This window comes from Amycolatopsis lurida, assembly GCF_900105055.1.
Taxonomy (GTDB): Bacteria; Actinomycetota; Actinomycetes; order Mycobacteriales; family Pseudonocardiaceae; genus Amycolatopsis; species Amycolatopsis lurida.
In genome coordinates, this window is sequence record NZ_FNTA01000004.1 from 6,667,321 (window position 1) to 6,687,199 (window position 19,879).

Annotated in this window: 23 protein-coding genes; 21 read left to right on the top strand and 2 right to left on the bottom strand. The window is 69.2% G+C overall.

What is annotated here, in order from left to right:
- The first annotated feature begins 41 nt into the window (after positions 1-41).
- The gene (locus BLW75_RS36645) at positions 42-434 is read left to right on the top strand and encodes a hypothetical protein (protein WP_091599135.1); all 393 of its coding nucleotides are present in this window, start codon (positions 42-44) and stop codon (positions 432-434) included.
- A gap of 50 nt (positions 435-484) precedes the next feature.
- Positions 485-1,342, top strand: coding sequence for a non-homologous end joining protein Ku (gene ku, locus BLW75_RS36650; protein WP_034310896.1), 858 nt, complete (start codon positions 485-487; stop codon positions 1,340-1,342).
- 247 nt (positions 1,343-1,589) lie between these two features.
- Here the strand turns inward: ku and BLW75_RS36655 are convergent, their stop codons facing one another.
- A complete protein-coding gene (locus BLW75_RS36655) occupies positions 1,590-1,841 on the bottom strand; it encodes a hypothetical protein (RefSeq protein ID WP_091599138.1) in 252 nt (83 codons plus the stop codon).
- A gap of 240 nt (positions 1,842-2,081) precedes the next feature.
- Here BLW75_RS36655 and ffh point away from each other — a divergent pair, with 240 nt between their 5' ends.
- The 17 genes from ffh to BLW75_RS36740 all read left to right on the top strand — a co-directional run bounded on the left by ffh (position 2,082) and on the right by BLW75_RS36740 (position 16,497).
- The gene (gene ffh / locus BLW75_RS36660) at positions 2,082-3,623 is read left to right on the top strand and encodes a signal recognition particle protein (protein WP_034310899.1); all 1,542 of its coding nucleotides are present in this window, start codon (positions 2,082-2,084) and stop codon (positions 3,621-3,623) included.
- Between the two features lie 3 nt (positions 3,624-3,626).
- Positions 3,627-4,700 carry an amidohydrolase family protein gene (locus BLW75_RS36665; RefSeq protein WP_034310901.1) on the top strand — a complete coding sequence of 358 codons (1,074 nt, stop codon included), beginning with the start codon at positions 3,627-3,629 and terminating at the stop codon, positions 4,698-4,700.
- A 45-nt stretch (positions 4,701-4,745) separates the two neighbouring features.
- Positions 4,746-5,495 carry a CPBP family intramembrane glutamic endopeptidase gene (locus tag BLW75_RS36670; RefSeq protein WP_091599141.1) on the top strand — a complete coding sequence of 250 codons (750 nt, stop codon included), beginning with the start codon at positions 4,746-4,748 and terminating at the stop codon, positions 5,493-5,495.
- A gap of 58 nt (positions 5,496-5,553) precedes the next feature.
- Positions 5,554-6,372: a CPBP family intramembrane glutamic endopeptidase gene (locus BLW75_RS36675; protein WP_034310906.1), complete on the top strand. Its 819-nt coding sequence runs from the start codon at positions 5,554-5,556 to the stop codon at positions 6,370-6,372.
- A gap of 157 nt (positions 6,373-6,529) precedes the next feature.
- Complete coding sequence (rpsP, locus tag BLW75_RS36680) at positions 6,530-6,976, top strand: 30S ribosomal protein S16 (protein ID WP_005154724.1); 447 nt, start codon at positions 6,530-6,532, stop codon at positions 6,974-6,976.
- On the top strand, positions 6,973-7,212 hold the full coding sequence (locus BLW75_RS36685) for an RNA-binding protein (protein ID WP_003103110.1): 240 nt from the start codon (positions 6,973-6,975) through the stop codon (positions 7,210-7,212). The genes rpsP and BLW75_RS36685 overlap by 4 nt, the downstream gene beginning before the upstream one ends.
- 16 nt (positions 7,213-7,228) lie before the next feature.
- A complete protein-coding gene (rimM, locus tag BLW75_RS36690; protein WP_034310909.1) occupies positions 7,229-7,741 on the top strand; it encodes a ribosome maturation factor RimM in 513 nt (170 codons plus the stop codon).
- On the top strand, positions 7,741-8,505 hold the full coding sequence (gene trmD, locus BLW75_RS36695) for a tRNA (guanosine(37)-N1)-methyltransferase TrmD (protein ID WP_034310911.1): 765 nt from the start codon (positions 7,741-7,743) through the stop codon (positions 8,503-8,505). The genes rimM and trmD overlap by 1 nt, the downstream gene beginning before the upstream one ends.
- Positions 8,506-8,665: 160 nt before the next feature.
- The gene (rplS, locus tag BLW75_RS36700) at positions 8,666-9,034 is read left to right on the top strand and encodes a 50S ribosomal protein L19 (protein ID WP_005154717.1); all 369 of its coding nucleotides are present in this window, start codon (positions 8,666-8,668) and stop codon (positions 9,032-9,034) included.
- Positions 9,035-9,065: 31 nt separating this feature from the next.
- Positions 9,066-10,016, top strand: a complete 951-nt coding sequence (lepB, locus tag BLW75_RS36705; RefSeq protein WP_034310914.1) for a signal peptidase I — start codon at positions 9,066-9,068, stop codon at positions 10,014-10,016.
- A 58-nt stretch (positions 10,017-10,074) separates the two neighbouring features.
- The gene (locus BLW75_RS36710) at positions 10,075-10,854 is read left to right on the top strand and encodes a ribonuclease HII (protein WP_034310916.1); all 780 of its coding nucleotides are present in this window, start codon (positions 10,075-10,077) and stop codon (positions 10,852-10,854) included.
- Positions 10,851-11,174, top strand: a complete 324-nt coding sequence (locus BLW75_RS36715; RefSeq protein WP_003096226.1) for a DUF2469 domain-containing protein — start codon at positions 10,851-10,853, stop codon at positions 11,172-11,174. Before BLW75_RS36710 ends, BLW75_RS36715 begins: the two co-directional genes overlap by 4 nt.
- Before the next feature lie 231 nt (positions 11,175-11,405).
- Complete coding sequence (locus BLW75_RS36720; RefSeq protein ID WP_034310918.1) at positions 11,406-11,792, top strand: YraN family protein; 387 nt, start codon at positions 11,406-11,408, stop codon at positions 11,790-11,792.
- Positions 11,793-13,304 (top strand): YifB family Mg chelatase-like AAA ATPase, encoded by a 1,512-nt coding sequence (locus BLW75_RS36725; protein ID WP_034310921.1) that lies wholly within the window; start codon positions 11,793-11,795, stop codon positions 13,302-13,304.
- A complete protein-coding gene (gene dprA / locus BLW75_RS36730; protein ID WP_034310924.1) occupies positions 13,301-14,440 on the top strand; it encodes a DNA-processing protein DprA in 1,140 nt (379 codons plus the stop codon). The genes BLW75_RS36725 and dprA overlap by 4 nt, the downstream gene beginning before the upstream one ends.
- 105 nt (positions 14,441-14,545) lie before the next feature.
- Positions 14,546-15,541: a tyrosine recombinase XerC gene (locus BLW75_RS36735; RefSeq protein ID WP_091600117.1), complete on the top strand. Its 996-nt coding sequence runs from the start codon at positions 14,546-14,548 to the stop codon at positions 15,539-15,541.
- A gap of 20 nt (positions 15,542-15,561) precedes the next feature.
- Entirely contained in the window at positions 15,562-16,497 is a 936-nt protein-coding gene (locus BLW75_RS36740) for a FliA/WhiG family RNA polymerase sigma factor (protein WP_034310925.1), read from the top strand.
- A gap of 521 nt (positions 16,498-17,018) precedes the next feature.
- On the opposite strand, the gene BLW75_RS36745 is transcribed toward BLW75_RS36740, so the two are convergent.
- Complete coding sequence (locus BLW75_RS36745) at positions 17,019-17,624, bottom strand: murein hydrolase activator EnvC family protein (protein WP_034310927.1); 606 nt, start codon at positions 17,622-17,624, stop codon at positions 17,019-17,021.
- Positions 17,625-18,005: 381 nt separating this feature from the next.
- Here BLW75_RS36745 and rpsB point away from each other — a divergent pair, with 381 nt between their 5' ends.
- Positions 18,006-18,878 (top strand): 30S ribosomal protein S2, encoded by an 873-nt coding sequence (gene rpsB / locus BLW75_RS36750; protein ID WP_034310929.1) that lies wholly within the window; start codon positions 18,006-18,008, stop codon positions 18,876-18,878.
- 93 nt (positions 18,879-18,971) lie between these two features.
- Complete coding sequence (gene tsf / locus BLW75_RS36755) at positions 18,972-19,796, top strand: translation elongation factor Ts (RefSeq protein WP_034310932.1); 825 nt, start codon at positions 18,972-18,974, stop codon at positions 19,794-19,796.
- Positions 19,797-19,879: the final 83 nt, after the last annotated feature.

The window sequence follows — 19,879 nt, forward strand, 5'->3', positions numbered from 1 at the left end:
GCGCGGTCGAGACCCGAAGGAGCCGGAGGGGCGGTGAGCACGTGCTCGACCACGAGCAGGACTCGCCCGGACCACAGCGGATCACGCTTCCGCCGACGGTCGTGGCCTCCCATCTCCGCGCGTGCGCGGACGACCTCGCCGTCTCCCTCACCGCTTCCGGTACCGCCGCGACGGTGCCCGAACTGCTCAAGGTGGTCCGGCACCTCGTCGCGGGGCAGCAGGCCCTCGCCATCGCGCTCGAAGGCATGGCGGGCCGGGTCGAAGGGGGCGGCGAAGGCGCGCTGGCCACCGCCCCGATGACCGACGTCGAGGTCGTCGCCGAAGTGCTCCGTGCGGCGGCCACCGCTGTCGACTGTTCGGCCGAGGCACTCGCCGAATCCCGTCCGTCGTTCGAATGTGTGAGCGAATCGGTCGCCCCTGACACCCGTTTGTAGCTGTCCCGCTCCTTCGGCGCGTGGATACGCTGACCAGGCGGAGGTGGGCCATGCGCGCGGTGTGGAAAGGCACGATCGGATTCGGGACCTACGCCATTCCGGTGAAGGCGTACAGCGCGACCGAGGAGCACAACGTCCCCCTCCACCAGGTGCACGAGCCCGACGGCGGCCGGGTGCGGGTGAAGTGGGTCTGCGAGGTCGACGGCGCCGAGGTGCCCGCGGCCGAGATCGCCAAGGGGTATCCCGTTCCCAACGGTGACGTCGTCCTGCTGACCCCCGGGGATTTCGCTTCGCTGCTCCCGCCGACCACCCGGTCGATGGACGTCGTCGGCTTCACCCCCGCCGAGCAGGTCGACCCGATGTACTTCGCCCGCAGCTACTACCTCGAACCGGAGCCCGCCGGCACCAAGCCGTACGTTCTGTTGAGCGAGGCGCTGCAGCAGTCCGGGCGGATCGCGATCGTGAAGGTGACCTTGCGACAGCGCGAAACGCTGGGCGCGCTGCGCGTGCGAGACCAGGTGATCCTGCTCGAGACGATGCTGTGGCCCGACGAGATCCGGCGGCCCGATTTCCCGTTCCTGCACGAGGACGTCGACCTGCGGCGGGGGGAACTGCGGAACGCGGTTTCGCTGATCGAGGACCTCACCCGGGATTTCGATCCCGGCCGGTACACCGATCACTACCGTGAAGCGCTCGAAGCGCTCATCCAGGCCAAGCTGGACGGCGACGACGTCCTGCGGCCGACCGCCGCCGAACAGTCCGAAGGCGTGACGCGGCTGCTGGCGGCATTGCAGCAGGGCCCGGTCGAGAAAGCCAAGGAAGCGGCGGACAAGGCACGCCAGGCGCGGACGCGGGCGAAGCAAGCTGCGTCGTCGGCGTCGTCGGCGTCGTCGGCCAAGACCAGTTGAGTAGATCTACTCAGGGGGAGTTGGGGGTCTTCACGCTGCCGTGACCCCAGGGTGACCGGGCAAGGTTATGTCATCGCGCGGAGAGAAGGCGCGGGCAGCGAATCGCCTGGTACTGGGGGTCCGGCGATACCGAGTCCCGCGAAACTCGCCAAGTGTGCTTACGGTCGGCTCGCGGGGAGGCGAGCCTTCCGTAGGGGCTCCGGTACCGGTCTGCGAGGGGCGATCGGTCCCGGAGCCCTGTTTAGCGTTAGAGCCGCTTGGCCGCGCGGAACGCCTTCGCGTAGGTGCCTTCGCCGTCGATCAAGGACGTGCCACCGGCGTCGCCGAAGGTCGGCCCGTTGGCGACCTTCCGGCTGGACAACACCCGCCGCTTGCCCTCGCTGTCGAGCCCGATATGGGAAACCAGCGGTCCGAGCTGCGGTTCCGGATCGAAGAACAGCAGGTCACCGGGCTGCAGGGCCGAATAGTTCACGACCTGCCGCTGGGTGTCCTTGATCACGGGCAGGCCCGGTCACAGCTCCGACATCGCCCAGGCGCGCCGCGGCAGCCCTGGCCCTTTCACGGTGCTTCCGGGCAACGGGTAAACCCGAGCGGTATCCAGGCTCTGGCCGAAGCCGACCTCCGCGAGCCCTGAGCTCACGCGCAACCGTGTCAACGCCTGCACGGAACACCGACTACCCTGGGAAGCCGCCGGTCCGTACCGGCGAGCCACAACGACCCCGCTGGAGCGTGCACACCCGTGTTCGACACCCTCTCCGATCGGCTCACGTCCGCCCTGCAGACCCTGTCTCGCAAGGGCAGGCTCTCCGACGCCGACATCGACGCCACCGCGCGCGAGATCCGGATCGCGCTGCTCGAGGCGGATGTCGCGCTGTCTGTGGTCAAGGACTTCATCGCCCGGATCAAGGAGCGCGCCAAGGGCGCCGAGGTGCACGGCGCGCTGAATCCGGCGCAGCAGGTCATCAAGATCGTCAACGAGGAACTCGTCACCATCCTCGGCGGCGAGACCAGGCGGCTCACGTTCGCGAAGAACCCGCCGACGGTCATCATGCTCGCCGGTCTGCAGGGTGCCGGTAAGACGACGCTCGCGGGCAAGCTCGCGATGTGGCTGAAGAAGCAGGGGCACGCGCCGATGCTGGTCGCGTGTGACCTTCAGCGTCCCAACGCGGTCACACAGCTGCAGGTCGTCGGCGAGCGCGCCGGGGTCGCGGTCTTCGCACCCGAGCCCGGGAACGGCGTCGGCGACCCGGTCGACGTCGCCCGCCGCGCCATCGACGAGGCCAAGCGCGCCCAGCACGACATCGTCCTGGTCGACACCGCCGGCCGTCTCGGCGTCGACGAAGAGCTGATGAAGCAGGCCGCGGACATCCGCGACGCCGTTTCGCCGGACGAGACGCTGTTCGTCGTCGACGCGATGATCGGTCAGGACGCGGTCACCACGGCCGAGGCGTTCCGCGACGGCGTCGGCTTCACCGGTGTCGTGCTCACGAAGCTCGACGGTGACGCCCGCGGTGGTGCCGCGCTGTCGGTCCGCCAGGTCACCGGCCAGCCGATCCTGTTCGCCTCCAACGGTGAGAAGCTCGAGGACTTCGATCTCTTCCACCCGGACCGGATGGCCAGCCGGATCCTCGGCATGGGCGATGTGCTCAGCCTCATCGAGCAGGCCGAGCAGCACTTCGACCAGGAGAAGGCCGAGCAGACGGCGGCCAAGCTCGGCAGCGGCCAGCTCACCCTCGAAGACTTCCTCGAGCAGATGCTCGCGGTCCGCAAGATGGGCCCGATCGGCAACCTGCTCGGCATGCTGCCCGGCGCCGGGCAGATGAAGGACCAGCTCGCTCAGGTCGACGACAAGCAGCTCGACAAGCTGCAGGCGATCATCCGCGGCATGACCCCCGCCGAGCGGGCCGACCCGAAGATCATCAACGCCTCGCGCCGGGTCCGGATCTCGAAGGGGTCCGGCGTCGCCGTCCGCGACGTCAACGACCTGGTCAACCGGTTCTTCGAAGCGCGCAAGATGATGGCGCAGATGGCGGGCCGGTTCGGCTTCGGCGGCGGAGGCGGCGGCAGCAAGAACCGCAAGGGCAAGAAGGGGAAGAAGGGCAAGGGGCGCGGCCCGACGCAGCCCAAGGTCCGCGGCGGCTTCCCCGGCGGCATGCCGATGCTGCCCCCCGGTGGCGGGATGCCCGGTGGCGGCGGGATGCCCGACCTCTCCCAACTCGGCGGCATGAACGACGTACCCGGGTTCGACCCGAAGAAGTTCAAGCTGCCGAAGGACAAGTAGTCCGTGGAGGCGCTGCACCTGGCCGGCGTCGTCCTGCCGGACGGCGAGCACCGCGAGCTGTGGGTCACCGGCGGCCGGATCACCACCGAACCGGTCGCCGGAGCGGAAACCGTTGTCCGGGAAGGCTTTCTCGTGCCCGGGTTGGTCGACGCACACTGCCACCCCGGCATCGGTGTCGGCGGCGCGACCACGCTCGAAGAGGCGACCGAGCAGGCGATCACCGATCGCGACGCCGGGACGCTGCTGATCCGTGACTGTGGTCTGCCGATCGACGTCAGGCCGCTGCAGGAGCGGGCCGACCTGCCGAGGATCATCCGCGCCGGACGGCATATCGCCTTGCACAAGCGCTACATCCCCGGCCTCGGTATCGAACTCGAAGACCCTTCCGAGTTGCCGAAGGCGGTCGCCGAGCAAGCGCGTGACGGTGACGGCTGGGTCAAACTCGTCGGCGACTGGATCGACCGCGGTGCCGGCGATCTCGCGCCCCTCTGGCCCGACGACGTCCTCGCCGAGGCCATCGCCGTCGCGCACGCCGAGGGCGCCAAGGTGACGGCGCACGTGTTCGGCCAGGCCGCGTTGCCCGGTCTGATCGACGCGGGGATCGACTGCCTCGAACACGGCACCGAACTGCTCCCGGACCAGCTGGGCGTCCTCGCCGACCGCGGGATCGCGCTCGTGCCGACCCTGATCAACATCGAGAACTTCCCGGGTATCGCGGACAAGGCGGGCAAGTACCCGGTGTACGCCGACCACATGCGGGCGTTGCACGCCGGTGTGGGGGAGATGGTCTCGACGGCGATCGAGGCGGGCGTCGCGGTGTACGCCGGAAGTGACGCGGGCGGCATGGTCGAGCACGGCAGGCTCGTCGACGAGATCGAGGCACTGCACAAGGCGGGCATGTCCGCGGAGCAGGCGCTGGCTTCGGCTTCGTGGGCGGCCCGCGAATGGCTCGGTGTGCCGGGAATCGTCGACGGCGCTTCGGCCGATCTGCTCGTTTACCCGTCCGATCCGCGCGAGGATGTCGCGGTACTCCGCCATCCGAGCCACATCGTCCTGCGTGGCAAGATCTACGCCTGACCCGACTCCACCGGTGACCGGAGCGGCACTTAGCGTGGAGGCGTGGTGGACGACGGGCAGGCTCGCGAGCGTCTGGTGCTCGGAGCGCACTGGGGCTTCGTAGCGTTCTTCGCGGGCATCGCCGGATACCACCTCGTCACGCTCGTCATGAGCTTCCTGATGTCAGGCCGCTTCGGCGGCTACGACCCGCTGGAACTGCGTGACGTCGGCCCGCTGCTGATCCTGGCGTTCCTGCCGACCCTCGTCCTCGGTCTCGGTCCCGCGGTCGGCTCACGCGTTTGGGGGCAAGGGCTCCGCACGGACTTCGGGCTCAAGCCCACCTGGCGCGACGTCCGGATCGGGCTCGCCTGCGGGGCCGCCGCGCTCGCCGCCGGCTACCTCCTCAACCTGCTTTTGCTCGCCGTGTACGGGACCGACAGCGACGACAGGACCTTCTCCGACGTCTCGCCCGGCCCGATCACCGAGCTGTCGGGCACCGCCGACGGCGACACGATCTGGCTGGTGCTGGCCGCCGTCATCGTCGTCCTCGCCGCTCCGGTCACCGAAGAACTGCTCTTCCGCGGCACGCTGTGGAACGCCATGGGCTTCCACCGCCTGCCCTCGTGGGTGATCCTGCTGGTCACCGCGCTGGTGTTCGCCCAGTTGCACGGCGAGGCCGCGCGCACGATCGCGTTGTTCGGCCAGGGCATCGCCATCGGTCTCGCCCGCTATCTCTCCGGCCGGGTGAGCGCGTCCGTCATCGCGCACGCGGCCAACAACCTCCCACCGGCTGTATTGCTCTTCGCGGCGAGGTGATCGCCGCTCCAGGCGGCTAGAGTCTTTGAGTAACCGAACGATCACCGGAGGGATCGGCGTGACCGTATCTCAGCCCAGGGAGCCGATCCCCGAGGCCGCGCCGCCGGATGAGCTGACCGAAGAAGTCACTGCCGGAGGTGAGGTGGCCGCGCCCGACACGCCACCGCCGCATCGCTGGGGATTCGGGGCCTTCCTCCTGGTGGAAGCCGTTCTGCTGGCGTCGGCGGCGTTCATCAGCGTCCTGCTCGGCGACGTCCAGCCCGGTCAGCCACTGCCGATGCGCATGGTGCTGCTGGGCACCATGGTGCCGACGATGATCGCCGCCGGGGTCGCGCTGCTGATCACCCGCCTGCGCGGCAACGGCCCCTTCGCCGACCTGCGGATCGGCTGGAGCTGGGCGGACGTCAAGGTCGGGCTCAAACTCGGCGTGCTCGGGCTCGGGTTGACCTCGCTCGCCGCCTACGTCTGGACGCAGCTCGTCGGAAACGAGAACGCGACCTCGGCGATCAGCGCGCTCGTGGAGGACCGGCGGATGTCGGTCTCGGCGGCCGTGGTCATGTTCATCTACCTGTGGCTGGTCGGGCCGATCTGCGAGGAGATCATCTACCGCGGTCTCCTGTGGGGCGCGGTGGAACGGTTGACCTGGCGCACCGAACGCTGGGGGAGGATCGCGGCCTTCCTGGTCTCCACGGCCGTCTTCGCGGCGAGCCACCTCGAACCGCTGCGCACCACGTTGCTGCTGGTGATCGCGATCCCGATCGGGCTGGCCAGGGTGTTCACCGGACGGCTGCTCGGCAGCGTGGTCGCCCATCAGGTGAACAACTTCCTCCCGGCCGTCACCATCCTGCTCGCCTCGCTCGGGATAGCCGCGTTCTGACGCTCGCCCGGCGTCTGGCAGAATGTACGCTTGCCTGCTTTGGCCGGACCCTCTCACCGCGCCCGAGCTCACCCTTCGGGTGTGCGCAGCCGTGTCCCCACTCGGCTGGCGTGCGCCTTCCACATGCATCAGAGAGAACTGAGGAGTACCCACACCCGTGGCCGTCAAGATCAAGCTGCAGCGTCTCGGCAAGATCCGTGCGCCGTACTACCGCATCATCGTCGCCGACGCGCGCACCCGCCGTGATGGCAAGGCCATCGAGACGATCGGCAAGTACCACCCCAAGGAAGAGCCGAGCTTCATCGAGGTCGACACCGAGCGGGCCCAGCACTGGCTGTCCGTCGGTGCCCAGCCGACCGAGCCGGTCCAGCGCATCCTCGAGATCACCGGTGACTGGCAGAAGTTCAAGGGCCTGCCGGGCGCCGAGGGCACCCTGAAGGTCGCCGAGCCGAAGCCGTCGAAGCAGGACCTGTTCAACGCCGCGCTCGCCGCCGCCGGTGACTCGGCCTCCGCCGAGGCCACCACGCCGAAGAAGAAGTCCGCCCCGAAGAAGGCCGAAGCCGACAAGGCCGAGGCCGCCGAGGGTGACAAGGCCGAGGCGTGAGCTTCCTCGCTGACTCCCTCGAGCACCTGGTGCGCGGGATCGTCGACAACCCGGACGAGGTCCGGGTCGAGCTGCTGACCACGCGTCGTGGCCGCACGCTCGAGGTGCACGTGCACCCCGACGATCTCGGCAAGGTGATCGGCCGGGGCGGTCGTACCGCGACCGCCCTGCGCACCGTCATGGGCGGCATCGGTGGCCGCGGCGTCCGGGTGGACGTCGTCGACACCGATCGCTGACCAAGGACAGAACGGGATGGACGTCGTAGTAGGCCGGATCGCCAAGGCCCACGGAATCCGCGGGGAACTCGCGGTGGACGTGCGCACGGACTCGCCGGAACAGCGGTTCGCGGTCGGTTCGGCCGTCACGACGAAGCTGCGTGACGGCAGCAGCAGAAACCTCACCATCGCAGCCGCCCGCGAACACAGCGGGCGGCTGCTGGTGCGTTTCGAAGAGGTCCTGACCAGGGACGTCGCGGAGACCCTTCGCGGCGCGCTGCTGATCGCCGACACCTCGACGCTGCCGCCGACCGAAGACCCCGACGAGTTCTACGACCACGAACTCGAAGGCCTGCGGGCCGAGCTCACCGACGGCACGGTCGTCGGCAAGGTGCTCGAAATCGTGCACTCGCCCGCCGGCGAACTGCTGTCGATCGAGCACGACGGACGCGAGGTGCTGGTGCCGTTCGTGAAGGCGATCGTCCCGGCGGTCGACGTCCCGGGTGGCCGCGTCGTCCTCGACCCGCCGGAAGGCCTGCTGGACGCCTGATGCGCCTCGACGTAGTCACGATCTTCCCCGAATACCTCGACCCGCTCCGCGCCGCGCTGCTCGGGCGCGCGATCGACCGCGGCCTCATCGAGGTCGGCGTACACGACCTGCGGAACTGGACGCACGACGTCCACCGCGCGGTCGACGACGCGCCGTACGGCGGCGGGCCCGGCATGGTGATGAAACCGCAGATCTGGGGCCCCGCCCTGGACGACGTCTGCGGCGAGAACACCCGGCTCGTGGTCCCGACCCCGGCCGGGCGGCCGTTCACCCAGGCCATGGCCCACCGGTACGCCGCCGAGGAGCACCTCGTGTTCGCGTGCGGCCGCTACGAGGGCATCGACCAGCGGGTGATCGACGACGCCGCGCGGCGGATGCCCGTCGACGAAGTCTCGATCGGCGACTACGTACTGGTCGGCGGCGAGGCCGCCGTACTGGTGATGGTCGAGGCCGTCGTCCGGCTGCTGCCCGGAGTCCTCGGCAACGCGCGCTCCGCCGAAGAGGACTCGTTCTCCGACGGGCTGCTCGAAGGCCCCAGCTACACCCGGCCGGAGGTCTGGCGGGACCTGGCCGTGCCGGACGTCCTGCGTTCGGGGAACCACGCGCTGATCGACCGCTGGCGCCGCGACCAGGCACTGGAACGCACCGTGCGGCGCAGGCCCGAACTCATCGGGCAGCTGCCGGAAGGTAGTCTCGACAAGCACGATCTCGCCGTCCTCGAGCGGTTGCACGAGGACGGCGGCCAGGCCGGGTCAAACGCCTGAGACCTGGTCTGCAATACTTGACAGGTTGGCGTGAGTGGACGCGCGGCTTCGCAGCCGGCGCCGTACACCGGAACGCCATCAGCCCCCGGGTAGGTCGCAGTGCCCGACACTGCGCGCCCAAGCTGCACGTAAGCCATACGAAGACGAGGACGGACCACCGATGAACACCCTGGACGCGCTGGACGCGCAGTCACTGCGTTCCGACATCCCGGACTTCCGACCGGGCGACACGCTCAAGGTTCACGTCCGCGTCATCGAGGGCAACCGCGAGCGCAACCAGATCTTCCAGGGCGTCGTGCTGCGTCGCCAGGGCGGCGGCATCCGCGAGACCTTCACGGTCCGCAAGGTGTCGTTCGGCATCGGCGTGGAGCGCACCTTCCCGGTGCACTCGCCGAACATCGCCGAGGTCGAGGTCTTCAAGCGCGGTGACGTCCGCCGGGCGAAGCTCTACTACCTCCGCGAGCTGCGCGGCAAGGCCGCCAAGATCAAGGAACGCCGCGAAAACCGCGAGACGACCTCCGCCAAGTAGGTAGCCGCACGGTTACCGGTAACCTGGCGTCGTGGTCGAACCCGTGTCCCAGCACACCTCCGAAGACGAGCCCGATCGCCCCGATGAGGAGCGTCCTACCAGGGCCTCCCGGCGGGGCCGATCAGGTTCCAAGAAATTCGGCAAGGTCAACAAGAAGCGGTCGTTCTGGAAGGAACTGCCGATCCTGATCGTCGTGGCACTCGTGCTGACGATCTTGATCCAGCAGTTCCTCGCCAAGGTCTACATGATCCCCTCGGGGTCGATGGAGACCACGTTGCACGGCTGCCCGGGTTGCACGGGTGACCGGATCCTGGTCGACCGGATCACGTACGACTTCACCGATCCCGGCCCGGGCGACGTGGTGGTCTTCAAGGGCCCGCCCGCCTGGGTCGGCGAGATCGACACGCCGGAGTCCAGCAACATCTTCGTCACCGGATTCCGCACGCTGGGTTCCCTGATCGGGTTCGCGCCGCCGGACGAGCGTGACTTCGTCAAGCGGATCATCGCGACCGCCGGGCAGACGGTGCAGTGCTGCGATCCGCAGAACCGGGTGATCGTGGACGGCAAGGCGCTCGACGAGCCGTACATCCACTGGGAACCGGGATCTCAGGTGGACGAGAACGGCAAGCCCGTCCAGGACACGTTCGCTCCGGTCAAGGTGCCTGCGGGCTACGCCTGGGTGATGGGCGACAACCGCAACAACTCGAGCGACTCGCGGCGCCAGGGCGGCGGCGGAGTCAATGGCGCGATTCCGGTGGACAACATCATCGGCAAAGCGCGGATCATCGTGCTCCCGCCCGGCCGCTGGGGTGGCGTTTCGGACCACAACCCGCAGGCGAACGCCCAGCCGCTGGCGCTTGGCGCGCCCGCCTGGCAGCAGGGGCTTCCCCTTGGCGTCGGTATCGCCTCGGCGTGGCCCGTGCTCTTCCTCGGCAGGCGGATGACGGCCGGAGTGCGCAAGGCGGTCGACCGGAGGCGGTAAGGCCTTGAGAGTTCCTGTACCGCTCACACCGGCCGAGCCGCTTCGGCCACCGCGGGCAGTGGTGCGTGGCGACCTCTTCTGGGGGTTGCAGGGCGCGCTGGACCGGCGAGGCCTCGGGCCCGTCGCCGGAGTCGACGAGGCAGGGCGCGGTGCTTGCGCCGGCCCGCTCGTCGTGGCCGCCTGTGTCCTGCGTCCGGGTGACGCCGCACGCCTGCCCGAGCTCACCGACTCGAAGGTGCTCACGGCCAAGGCTCGCGACCGGGTGTACGACCGGGTCGTCCAGCGTGCCGTCGACTACTCGGTCATCGTCATCCCGGCGGCCGAGATCGACCTGTTCGGCATCCACGTCATGAACCTCGAAGGCATGCGGCGCGCCGTCTCGGCGCTGCGGAACGCGCCTGGCTACGTCCTGACCGACGGATTCCGCGTGTCCGGGCTGCCCGCCCCGAGTATCCCGGTGCTCAAAGGGGACAAGGCCGTCGCGTGTGTGGCGGCGGCGTCCGTGCTGGCCAAGGTCACCCGGGACCGGATCATGGGCGACCTGCACGACGTCCACCCGCATTACGGCTTCGACGTGCACAAGGGATACAGCACCACCGACCACAGCGCGGCCCTGAACACTCACGGTCCGAGCCCGGTCCATCGCTGGTCGTACACGAACGTGGCCACCGCGGCCGCCGCGCACCGCGCGCCGCCGCCTCACCCGGTGGTGCTGACCGTCGCGGCGCTGGAAAACCCGAGCGTGCCGATACGTGCCCTCGGCCCGTACGTGGGTAACAATGAACGCTCCGCCGCTGGAACAGCAGCAAAATCGCGAGGAGGGGCGCGGATTTCATGAGCGCAGAGGATCTCGAGAAGTACGAGACCGAGATGGAGCTCTCGCTTTACCGCGAGTATCGCGACATAGTCGGCCAATTCTCGTACGTGGTGGAGACCGAGCGGCGGTTCTATCTGGCCAACGCCGTCGACGTGCAGGTGCGCGACGGCGGCGGTGAGGTGTACTTCGAGGTCCGCATGTCCGACGCGTGGGTCTGGGACATGTACCGGCCCGCGCGGTTCGTCAAGCACGTCCGGGTCATCACGTTCAAGGACGTCAACGTCGAAGAACTGGACAAACCGGACCTCCGGCTGCCGGAAGACGGGCCGTTCTCCGGCTGATCTTCGGAAAGTACGTGAAGGCCCCCTTCATCGCGTGAAGGGGGCCTTCACGTATCTCCGGGTCGCCTAGCACATCCCACCGGCAATTCCGGCCGGTGAGCTTCCGCGACGGCCGAACCATCCACAACACCCCGGTTGTCCACAGGCGACGAAATCGGGTCTGTCCGCCGCCCCCTCACCCTGGCAGCGTTGATCGCACACGCACCGTGACGATCGCTGAGGGGGATCGAGATGACGAGCACGGCCGAACAGCCGTCCGCCGGAGCACCACATATCGAACTGGGCAGATGGGGCGAGGAGCTCGCGGTCCGGCATCTGGAAAAGACGGGCTATGTCGTCCTGAGCCGCAATTGGCGTTGCCGTGACGGCGAGCTGGATCTCATCGCGACCGACACCAAACGCCTCGTCTTCTGCGAGGTGAAGACGAGGAGCGGGGTCGGTTTCGGCACACCTGCCGAGGCGGTGACCCCGGACAAGGCGGACCGCATCCGCCGTCTCGCGTACCAATGGCAGCGTCAGTTCATGCTCCGCTGGTGCCCCGTTCGCTACGACATCATCGCGATCGTCGCCCGGCCCGACGCCAAGCCCAAGGTGCGGCATATCAAGGCGGCGTTCTGAATGGCGCTGGCGAGGGCCTGGTCCGTCGCGTTGCTCGGCGTCGAAGGCAGAATGATCGAGATCGAGGCCGACATCGGCGGTGGCTCGCCGAAGGTGACGATGGTCGGACTGCCCGACACAGGGCTGAAAGAGGCCAAGGACAGGGTCCGCTCCGCCGTCCGTAACTCGGGGCGCACCTGGCCGGACGAGCGGGTGATCCTCGGCCTGTCACCGGCGAATCTGCCGAAGGTCGGGTCCGGTTACGACCTGGGGATCGCGGCGGCGATCATGGCCGCGACCGGCTCGGTTCCCGCCACGAAGCTGCTGAACACCGTGCTGCTCGGCGAACTCGCCTTGGACGGCCGGGTGCGGGCGGTCCGCGGGGTCCTGCCGGGACTGCTGGCGGCACGCGACGCCGGGTACCGGAGGGCCGTCGTCCCCGCCGAGTCGCTGTTCGAAGCCGCTCTCGTGGACGGCTTGGAGGTCGGCGGGGTAGCGCGGCTGACCGAATTCGTGGACTGGCTCAAGGGCGAAGGGGAACTCACCCGTCCCGAGCCGTCCGTCGTCCAGGAGCCGCCGCAGGTGCCCGACCTCGCCGACGTCGTGGGACAGCCGGAAGCGCGGTGGGCACTGGAGGTGGCCGCGGCGGGCGGGCATCACCTGCTCATGACCGGGCCTCCCGGGGTGGGCAAGACGATGCTCGCCAAACGCCTGCCCGGCCTCCTGCCACGGCTGACCGCCGAAGAGTCGTTGCAGGTGACAGCGATTCATTCGATCGACGGTTCGCTTTCGCGGTCCGCGCCGCTCGTCACCGTGCCGCCGTTCGTCGCGCCGCATCACTCGATCAGCGTGCCCGCGCTGATCGGCGGGGGAAGCGGCCTCGCCGTGCCCGGCGCGATCAGCCGGGCGCACCGGGGAATCCTGTTCCTCGACGAGGTGTGCGAATTCGGCCCGGAGCGGCTGGAGTCGCTGCGCACGGTGCTCGAAGAGGGCGAAGTGCGGATCGCGAGGGTCAAGGGCGCGGTGCGGTACCCGGCACGCTTTCAACTGGTGCTGGCGACGAATCCCTGCCCGTGTGCTCCGGCGAAGGACGCCGACTGCACGTGCTCCGCGACCGTGCGGAGGCGGTACTTGAGCCGCTTGTCCGGGCCATTACTCGATCGGGTGGATTTACGGGTTCGGCTGCGCCCGCTTTCCGCGCTCAGCGCGCACCTGAGCGAGCCGCCCGAAGCGTCGGCGGCCGTCCGCGAGCGAGTGCTGGAGGCCCGCGAGCGAGCCGGAAAGCGCTGGACGGAGCGGGGCTGGCTGACGAACGCGGAGGTGCCCGGCCCGGCGCTGCGCCGTGAGTTCGCGCTGCCGTCCCAGGTCACGGCGTTGCTGGACCGAGCGTTGGAACGAGGCGCGATCACCGCGCGCGGCGCTGACCGCTGCCTTCGCATCGCCTGGACACTCGCCGATTTGAAAGGGGCCGACAAACCGGAGGCGGACGAGGTCGCGGCTGCCCTCAACTTCCGAGAGAGGTCATCCGGATGAGTGAACTCGACGCCGAACGCATCGCCCGGTCGTATCTCCTGCGCGTGGCCGAGCCGCCGGCACCCGCCTTGGCCGATTTCGTCGGCGAACTCGGCCCCGTCGCCGCCGCGGAACGAGTGCGGAGCGCCGAGTGCCCGCCGAAGGTGCGCGACGAGACCGCCGCGCGGCGAGCACACGACTACGCCGAGCGGGATCTGGAGCGAGCCGAGGCAGGTGAGGCCCGTCTCGTCATCCCGGAAGACGACGAATGGCCGGCCTGGCCGTTGCTCTCGCTGGCCGTGGCCCAGAGCAGGGGCGTTTCCGGCGTGGCACCACCGCTGGCGCTGTGGGTACGCGGCCCCGCGAGGCTCGACGAGGCCGTGGACCAGGCGATCGCGATCGTCGGTGCCCGTGCGGCGACCGGGTACGGCGAGCACAACGCGGCCGAAGCGGGCTACCACCTCGCGAGCCGGGGGATCCCGGTGTTCTCAGGGGCGGCGTTCGGTATCGACGGCGCGGCCCACCGCGGCGCGTTGAGCGCGGACGGAACGACGGTCGCCCTGCTCGGCTGCGGTGTCGACGTCGGCTACCCGGCCCAGCACGCGACCTTGTTGCGCTCCATCGGGAAGACCGGCGCGGTGGTCAGCGAGTACCCGCCGGGCACCACATCCGCGAGACATCGCTTCCTCGTCCGGAACCGGCTCATCGCGGCGCTCACGGAAGGGACAGTCGTGGTCGAGGCGGGCAGGCGCAGCGGCGCACGGAACACCGCGACGACGGCCGGAGCGCTCGGCAAGGTCGTGATGGCCATGCCGGGGCCGGTCTCTTCGGGGATGTCCGCCGGTTGCCATGCGCTGATCCGTGAAGGGGAGGCCACGCTGGTGACCTCGGTCGACGAGATCCTCGAGACGGCGGGACGGTTCGGCGTGGCGGGTGCGGATCCGTCGAAACCGCGCCGCCGCACCGATCGGCTCGGTCCGGAGGCGCTGCGAGTGCACGACGCACTGTCCGAACGGTCGCCGAGGCCCGTGGAGCGGATCGCCGCCGAGTCCGGCATCCCGGTCGAACGGGTCCGTTCACTCCTTCCGGCACTCGAACTCGACGGCTTCGCGGTAAGGGGTGACACAGGGTGGCGAAGAAAGGCCGCCAAGACCTGACTGGCCTACCCATGAGACGCCATCCCGGCACGATCCGACCACGGACACCGCAACAGGGTGCGGCGATACTTGACCATCCGCCGTACATCGCGCAGCGTGATCGGCATGCCGTCGACCGAAGGTCCCCACGGCACGGGGAAACGCGCCCGCAGACCCGATCTGCGCGCCGCCCGTGCCGCGCTGCCGGAGCCTGTCCGGAAGCTGATCGACGACTACGAGCGGCACCTTTCCCTCGAACGCGGGCTGTCCGCGCATACGGTGCGTGCCTACCTCGGCGACGTGGTCTCGCTGATGGAGTTCGTGGAGGGGAACGGTCGCCGGTTCTCCGATCTCGACATCGGGACGCTGCGCGGCTGGCTCGCCCGGCAACGCGAGGAAGGGGCAAGCCGGACGACGTTGGCGAGGCGAGCGGCGGCGGCCCGCACCTTCACCGCGTGGGCCCACCGAGGCGGGGCGCTCGCGTCTGATCCGGGCGGGCGGCTGGTGGCGCCGCGTGCGCACCGCAAGCTTCCCGGCGTCCTCCGCGCGGAGCAGGCCAGTGACGTCATGCGCTTCTCAGCCGCCGGTGCCGAACAGCGCGACCCGGTGGCGTTGCGGGACAGTGCCATCGTGGAACTGCTCTACGCGACCGGTGTGCGGGTCTCGGAACTGTGCGGGCTGGATGTGGGTGACGTCGACTTCTCCCGCCGGGTCGTGCTCGTGCTGGGCAAGGGCGGCAAGGAACGTGTCGTGCCGTTCGGCGTCCCCGCCGAGGCGGCCTTGCGGGCGTGGCTGGACGAGGGCAGGGGAAAGCTCGCCGTCGAAAAGAAGGGACCGGGGGAGGAGGCGCTCTTCCTCGGGGCGCGGGGAGGCAGGCTCGATCCGCGGACGGCTCGCCGGGTCGTTCACGACGCCGTCGGTTCGGTGCCGGGGGCGAACGACATGGGGCCGCACGGTCTGAGGCATTCCGCGGCCACCCATCTGCTCGAAGGCGGCGCTGATCTTCGGAGCGTTCAGGAACTGCTTGGTCACGCTACGCTGGCCACAACGCAGCTCTACACTCATGTGACCGTCGATCGGCTGAAGGCGATCCACGACCGCGCACACCCCCGGGCCCGATGATGCCGGGGAGGACTCGGCAGGTGACCCGGCGGCCCGAACCGGCGGCGCACGCGCATCCGCACGAGCACGGAGACCACGCTGAGTCGCATGCTGAGAACGGCGGCCCGATGACCGCCGACCCACATGTCACCGAAGCCGCCGGGAAACACCGCCCCGGCGGGGACGGTCCTGCCGTCGCGCCCGAAGCGCGGACCGGCTACGAGGTGGACGCCGGGATCCAGGCGCTGTGGCGTGAGTTCACCGAGTCTCCGGACCAGGTCGTGCGAGACCGGCTCGTGCTGCACTACGCCCCGCTCGTCAAATACGTCGCCGGCCGGGTCGGCACCGGGCTGCCGACCCATGTCGACGTCGGCGACCTGATCCAGTCCGGAATCTTCGGCCTGGTCGACGCGATCGAAAAGTTCGAACCCGCCAGGGGGCTGCGGTTCGAGACCTACGCCATGCAGCGCATCCGGGGCGCGATCCTCGACGACCTCCGCTCCCAGGACTGGGTCCCCCGAGCGGTCCGCAGCAAGGCCCGTGAGGCCGAACGTGCCCTGGAACGCCTCGGCGCCCGGCTGAACCGCACCCCGACCGACGCCGAACTCGCGGCCGAGCTCGAAATCAGCGTCGACGACCTTCGCGAGTTCTACGGACAGATGCAGCTGACCAGCGTCATCGCCTTGGAAGACCTGGTCGCCGCGGGCAAGGACAGCGGCTCGCTGGTCGACACCCTTCCCGACGACGGCGCCGTCGACCCGGTGGCCGTCCTGGTCGACCAGGACAACCGCCGTCAGCTCGCGCAGGCGATCGCCCAGCTCACCGAACGCGACCGGATCGTGGTCGGGCTCTACTACTTCGAAAGCCTGACGCTCGCCGAGATCGGCAAGGTCCTCGGCGTCACCGAGTCGCGGGTCAGCCAGCTGCACACCCGCGCCGTCATGCGGTTGCGCGCCAAACTGGTCGAGCAGGCCTGACCGCCGCCCTTTGCCGGGGGCGACCTGCCGGGTTGCTTCGGGTGAGGCTCTGAAAACCCGAGGCCTGCGTCGCGGCCTTGCCGCGCTACCGGAGCCCTATTCCCTGGGTGAGTGCGCCGCATGCTCCGGCGGCGGGACGACGCGTGTGCCTGGATGGACGACGCGTGTGCTTGCACGGACGACACGTGTGTCTGGATGGACGACACGTGTGTCCAGCCGGACGACGCGTGTGCTTGCACGGACGACACGTCTCCAGCCAGAAGTCACCTGTGGAGCCGGATCAGGCGTGCCGCCAGCCGGATCACAGGGTGCGGAGCCCGGTCCAGGCGCGTTCGCTCGCCGGTCACGCGTCCCGTGCCTGGACACGCGAATCACGTCATTGGCCGAATCGGGAGCAAGGAAAGCAGGACCCACGCCAGGAACCTAAGCCAAGATCACGCGACCCACCCTGCGACTTCGCGGACAATGCCCGCGCCCGCCCTCGAGACCAGCAGGCCATCGGCAGAGGCTTACCGAAACGCTCAGTCTCCCTCCCAGGGCTTGAGGCGGATCTCGGACGGCTCGCCGATCACCGCGAGCGGGTCGACGTACTCCTCGCCCCGCCGGACGCCGAAATGCAGGCACGCCGGCTTCGGGCAGCCTGGGTGGCCCATCGCGAGGGTGCCGAGCACCTGGCCTCGGTAGACCTGGTCACCCGTGGTGACCGTCGGGGCGAGCGGTTGGTAGGTGGTGCGCAGTCCTCCGTCGTGATCGACCGACACCACTCCGCGGCCGGCCACCTGCCCGGCGAACATCACCACTCCTTCGGCGGCCGCGAGCACGTTCGTGCCCGGTGGCGCGGCGAGGTCGACGCCCCGGTGGCCGGGGCCGTACGGCGTCGAGGGCGGCTCGAAGTACCTGGTGACGCTCGGTGTCGGCGAGAGCGGCCAGGAGAGGCGCCCCTGCGGCGAGGGCGCCCCTCTCGCCGTCCCGGGCATCGTCGCGGACGTGAGGATCGCGAGCACGGTCGCGAGGATCGCGAGGCGGGGAAGAGGCCGGACGCGCCCTGGGCGGCGGTGCCTGCCGCCGGTGCGATCGATCGCGAAGGAATGCCTGGTGACAAGGCGGGAAGAGGTCGTCGGTGTCATGTGTTCAAGGTTGGGGTAGCGGCGTGGCGTGCGGGGCGCGCCGGTGGAATCTGTGGATAACCGAGGCGGTTGTGGACAACCCCTCTCATCAGGGGCTGCCGGTGCGGTACCCGGTGGCGACAGGGAGTAGACTCTTTTGCGCGGTCCGCGGCAGCGGACTGACTTCGCGTGCACGTGCGCGCTCCCGATGGCCGATCTCCTCACGGAGGGTCAGGACAGCCGGGGGCACACGGCCCGGCGGTCCCTGGGGTACTTCGCTCCCGGGTCCGGGCCCGAGCATCGGCACCAGGGCGATCGGCCACCCGGCCGAGAGCGACGAACCGAGCAAGCGCGTTCCGGCGGAGCCGGGCGCGCACGACACAGAAGAGGTTGATTCCGGCAATGGCCGTCGTCACCATGAAGCAGCTGCTCGACAGCGGCGTGCACTTCGGGCACCAGACCCGTCGGTGGAACCCGAAGATGAAGCGCTACATCTTCACCGAGCGCAACGGCATCTACATCATCGACCTGCAGCAGACGCTGACCTACATCGACCGTGCGTACGAGTTCATCAAGGAAACCGTCGCGCACGGCGGCACCATCATGTTCGTCGGCACGAAGAAGCAGGCCCAGGAAGCCATCGCGGCCGAAGCCTCGCGCGTGGGCATGCCCTACGTGAACCAGCGCTGGCTCGGCGGCATGCTGACCAACTTCCAGACGGTGCACAAGCGTCTCCTCCGCCTGAAGGAGCTCGAGTCGCAGGAGCAGACCGGCGGCTTCGCCGGCCTGACCAAGCGCGAAATCCTCACGCTCACCCGTGAGAAGGACAAGCTCGAGAAGACCCTCGGCGGTATCCGCGACATGGCCAAGGTGCCGAGCATCGTGTGGATCGTCGACACGAAGAAGGAGCACATCGCCGTCGGCGAGGCTCGCAAGCTGAACATCCCGGTCGTCGCGATCCTGGACACCAACTGCGACCCGGACGAGGTCGACTACCCGATCCCGGGTAACGACGACGCCATCCGTTCGGCCGCGCTGCTGACCAAGGTCGTGGCCGAGGCCGCCGCCGCCGGTCTGATGGCCCGCTCCAGCCGCAACGGTTCCTCCGCCGACGCCAAGCCCGAGGCCGGCGTCGCCACGGACGAGCCGCTGGCCGAGTGGGAGAAGGAGCTGCTCGCCGGCTCCGAGACCGCCGCCGCGGACGCCAAGGAAGCCGCCGCCGCGACCGAGGCCGCCACCGAGGCTCCGGCCGAGCAGGCCACCGCCTCCTCCTGATCGACCCCGCCCGTGGGGCCGCCTCCCGGCGGCCCCACGGGTGACTTCCCCACAAGACTTTCTCGTACCTGAAAAAGGACGGACACACCCACGATGGCGAACTACACCGCCGCAGACGTGAAGCGTCTCCGGGAGCTCACTGGCTCCGGCATGATGAACTGCAAGAAGGCGCTGGAGGAGAACGACGGCGACTTCGACAAGGCCGTCGAGTTCCTGCGCATCAAGGGCGCCAAGGACGTCGGCAAGCGCGCCGAGCGCGCCACCGCCGAGGGCCTCGTCGCCGGTGACGGCGGCGTGCTGATCGAGCTCGACTCCGAGACCGACTTCGTCGCGAAGAACGAGGACTTCCAGGCCCTCGCCGCGAAGATCGTCGAGGTCGCGAAGGCCGAGAAGACCAGCGATGTCGAGAAGCTGAAGGCCGCCGCGCTCGACGGCAAGACCGTCGACGAGCAGGTCCAGGAGCTGGCCGCCCGTATCGGCGAGAAGCTCGAGCTGCGCCGTGTCGCCGCCTACGAGGGCACCACCACCACGTACCTGCACCGTCGCGGTGCGGACCTCCCGCCCGCCGTCGGCGTGCTCATCGAGTACACCGGTGAGGGCGAAGCCGCCGCCGAGGCCGCTCGTGGCGCCGCCATGCAGGTCGCCGCGCTCAAGGCCAAGTACCTCACCCGCGAAGAGGTCCCGGCCGAGATCGTCGAGAACGAGCGCCGCGTCGCCGAGGCCACCGCCCGTGAAGAGGGCAAGCCGGAGCAGGCCATGCCCAAGATCATCGAGGGCAAGGTCAACGCGTACTACAAGGACAACGTCCTGCTCGAGCAGCCGTCGGTCAAGGACAACAAGAAGACCGTCAAGGCCCTGCTCGACGAGGCCGGCGTGTCCGTGAGCCGGTTCGCCCGGTTCGAGGTCGGCCAGGCCTGATCCAGGCGCGGAACACAAGAATCACCACTGTGCCCCGTCTCCGTCCATCGGGGACGGGGCACAGTCGGGTTCAGAGCATTAGG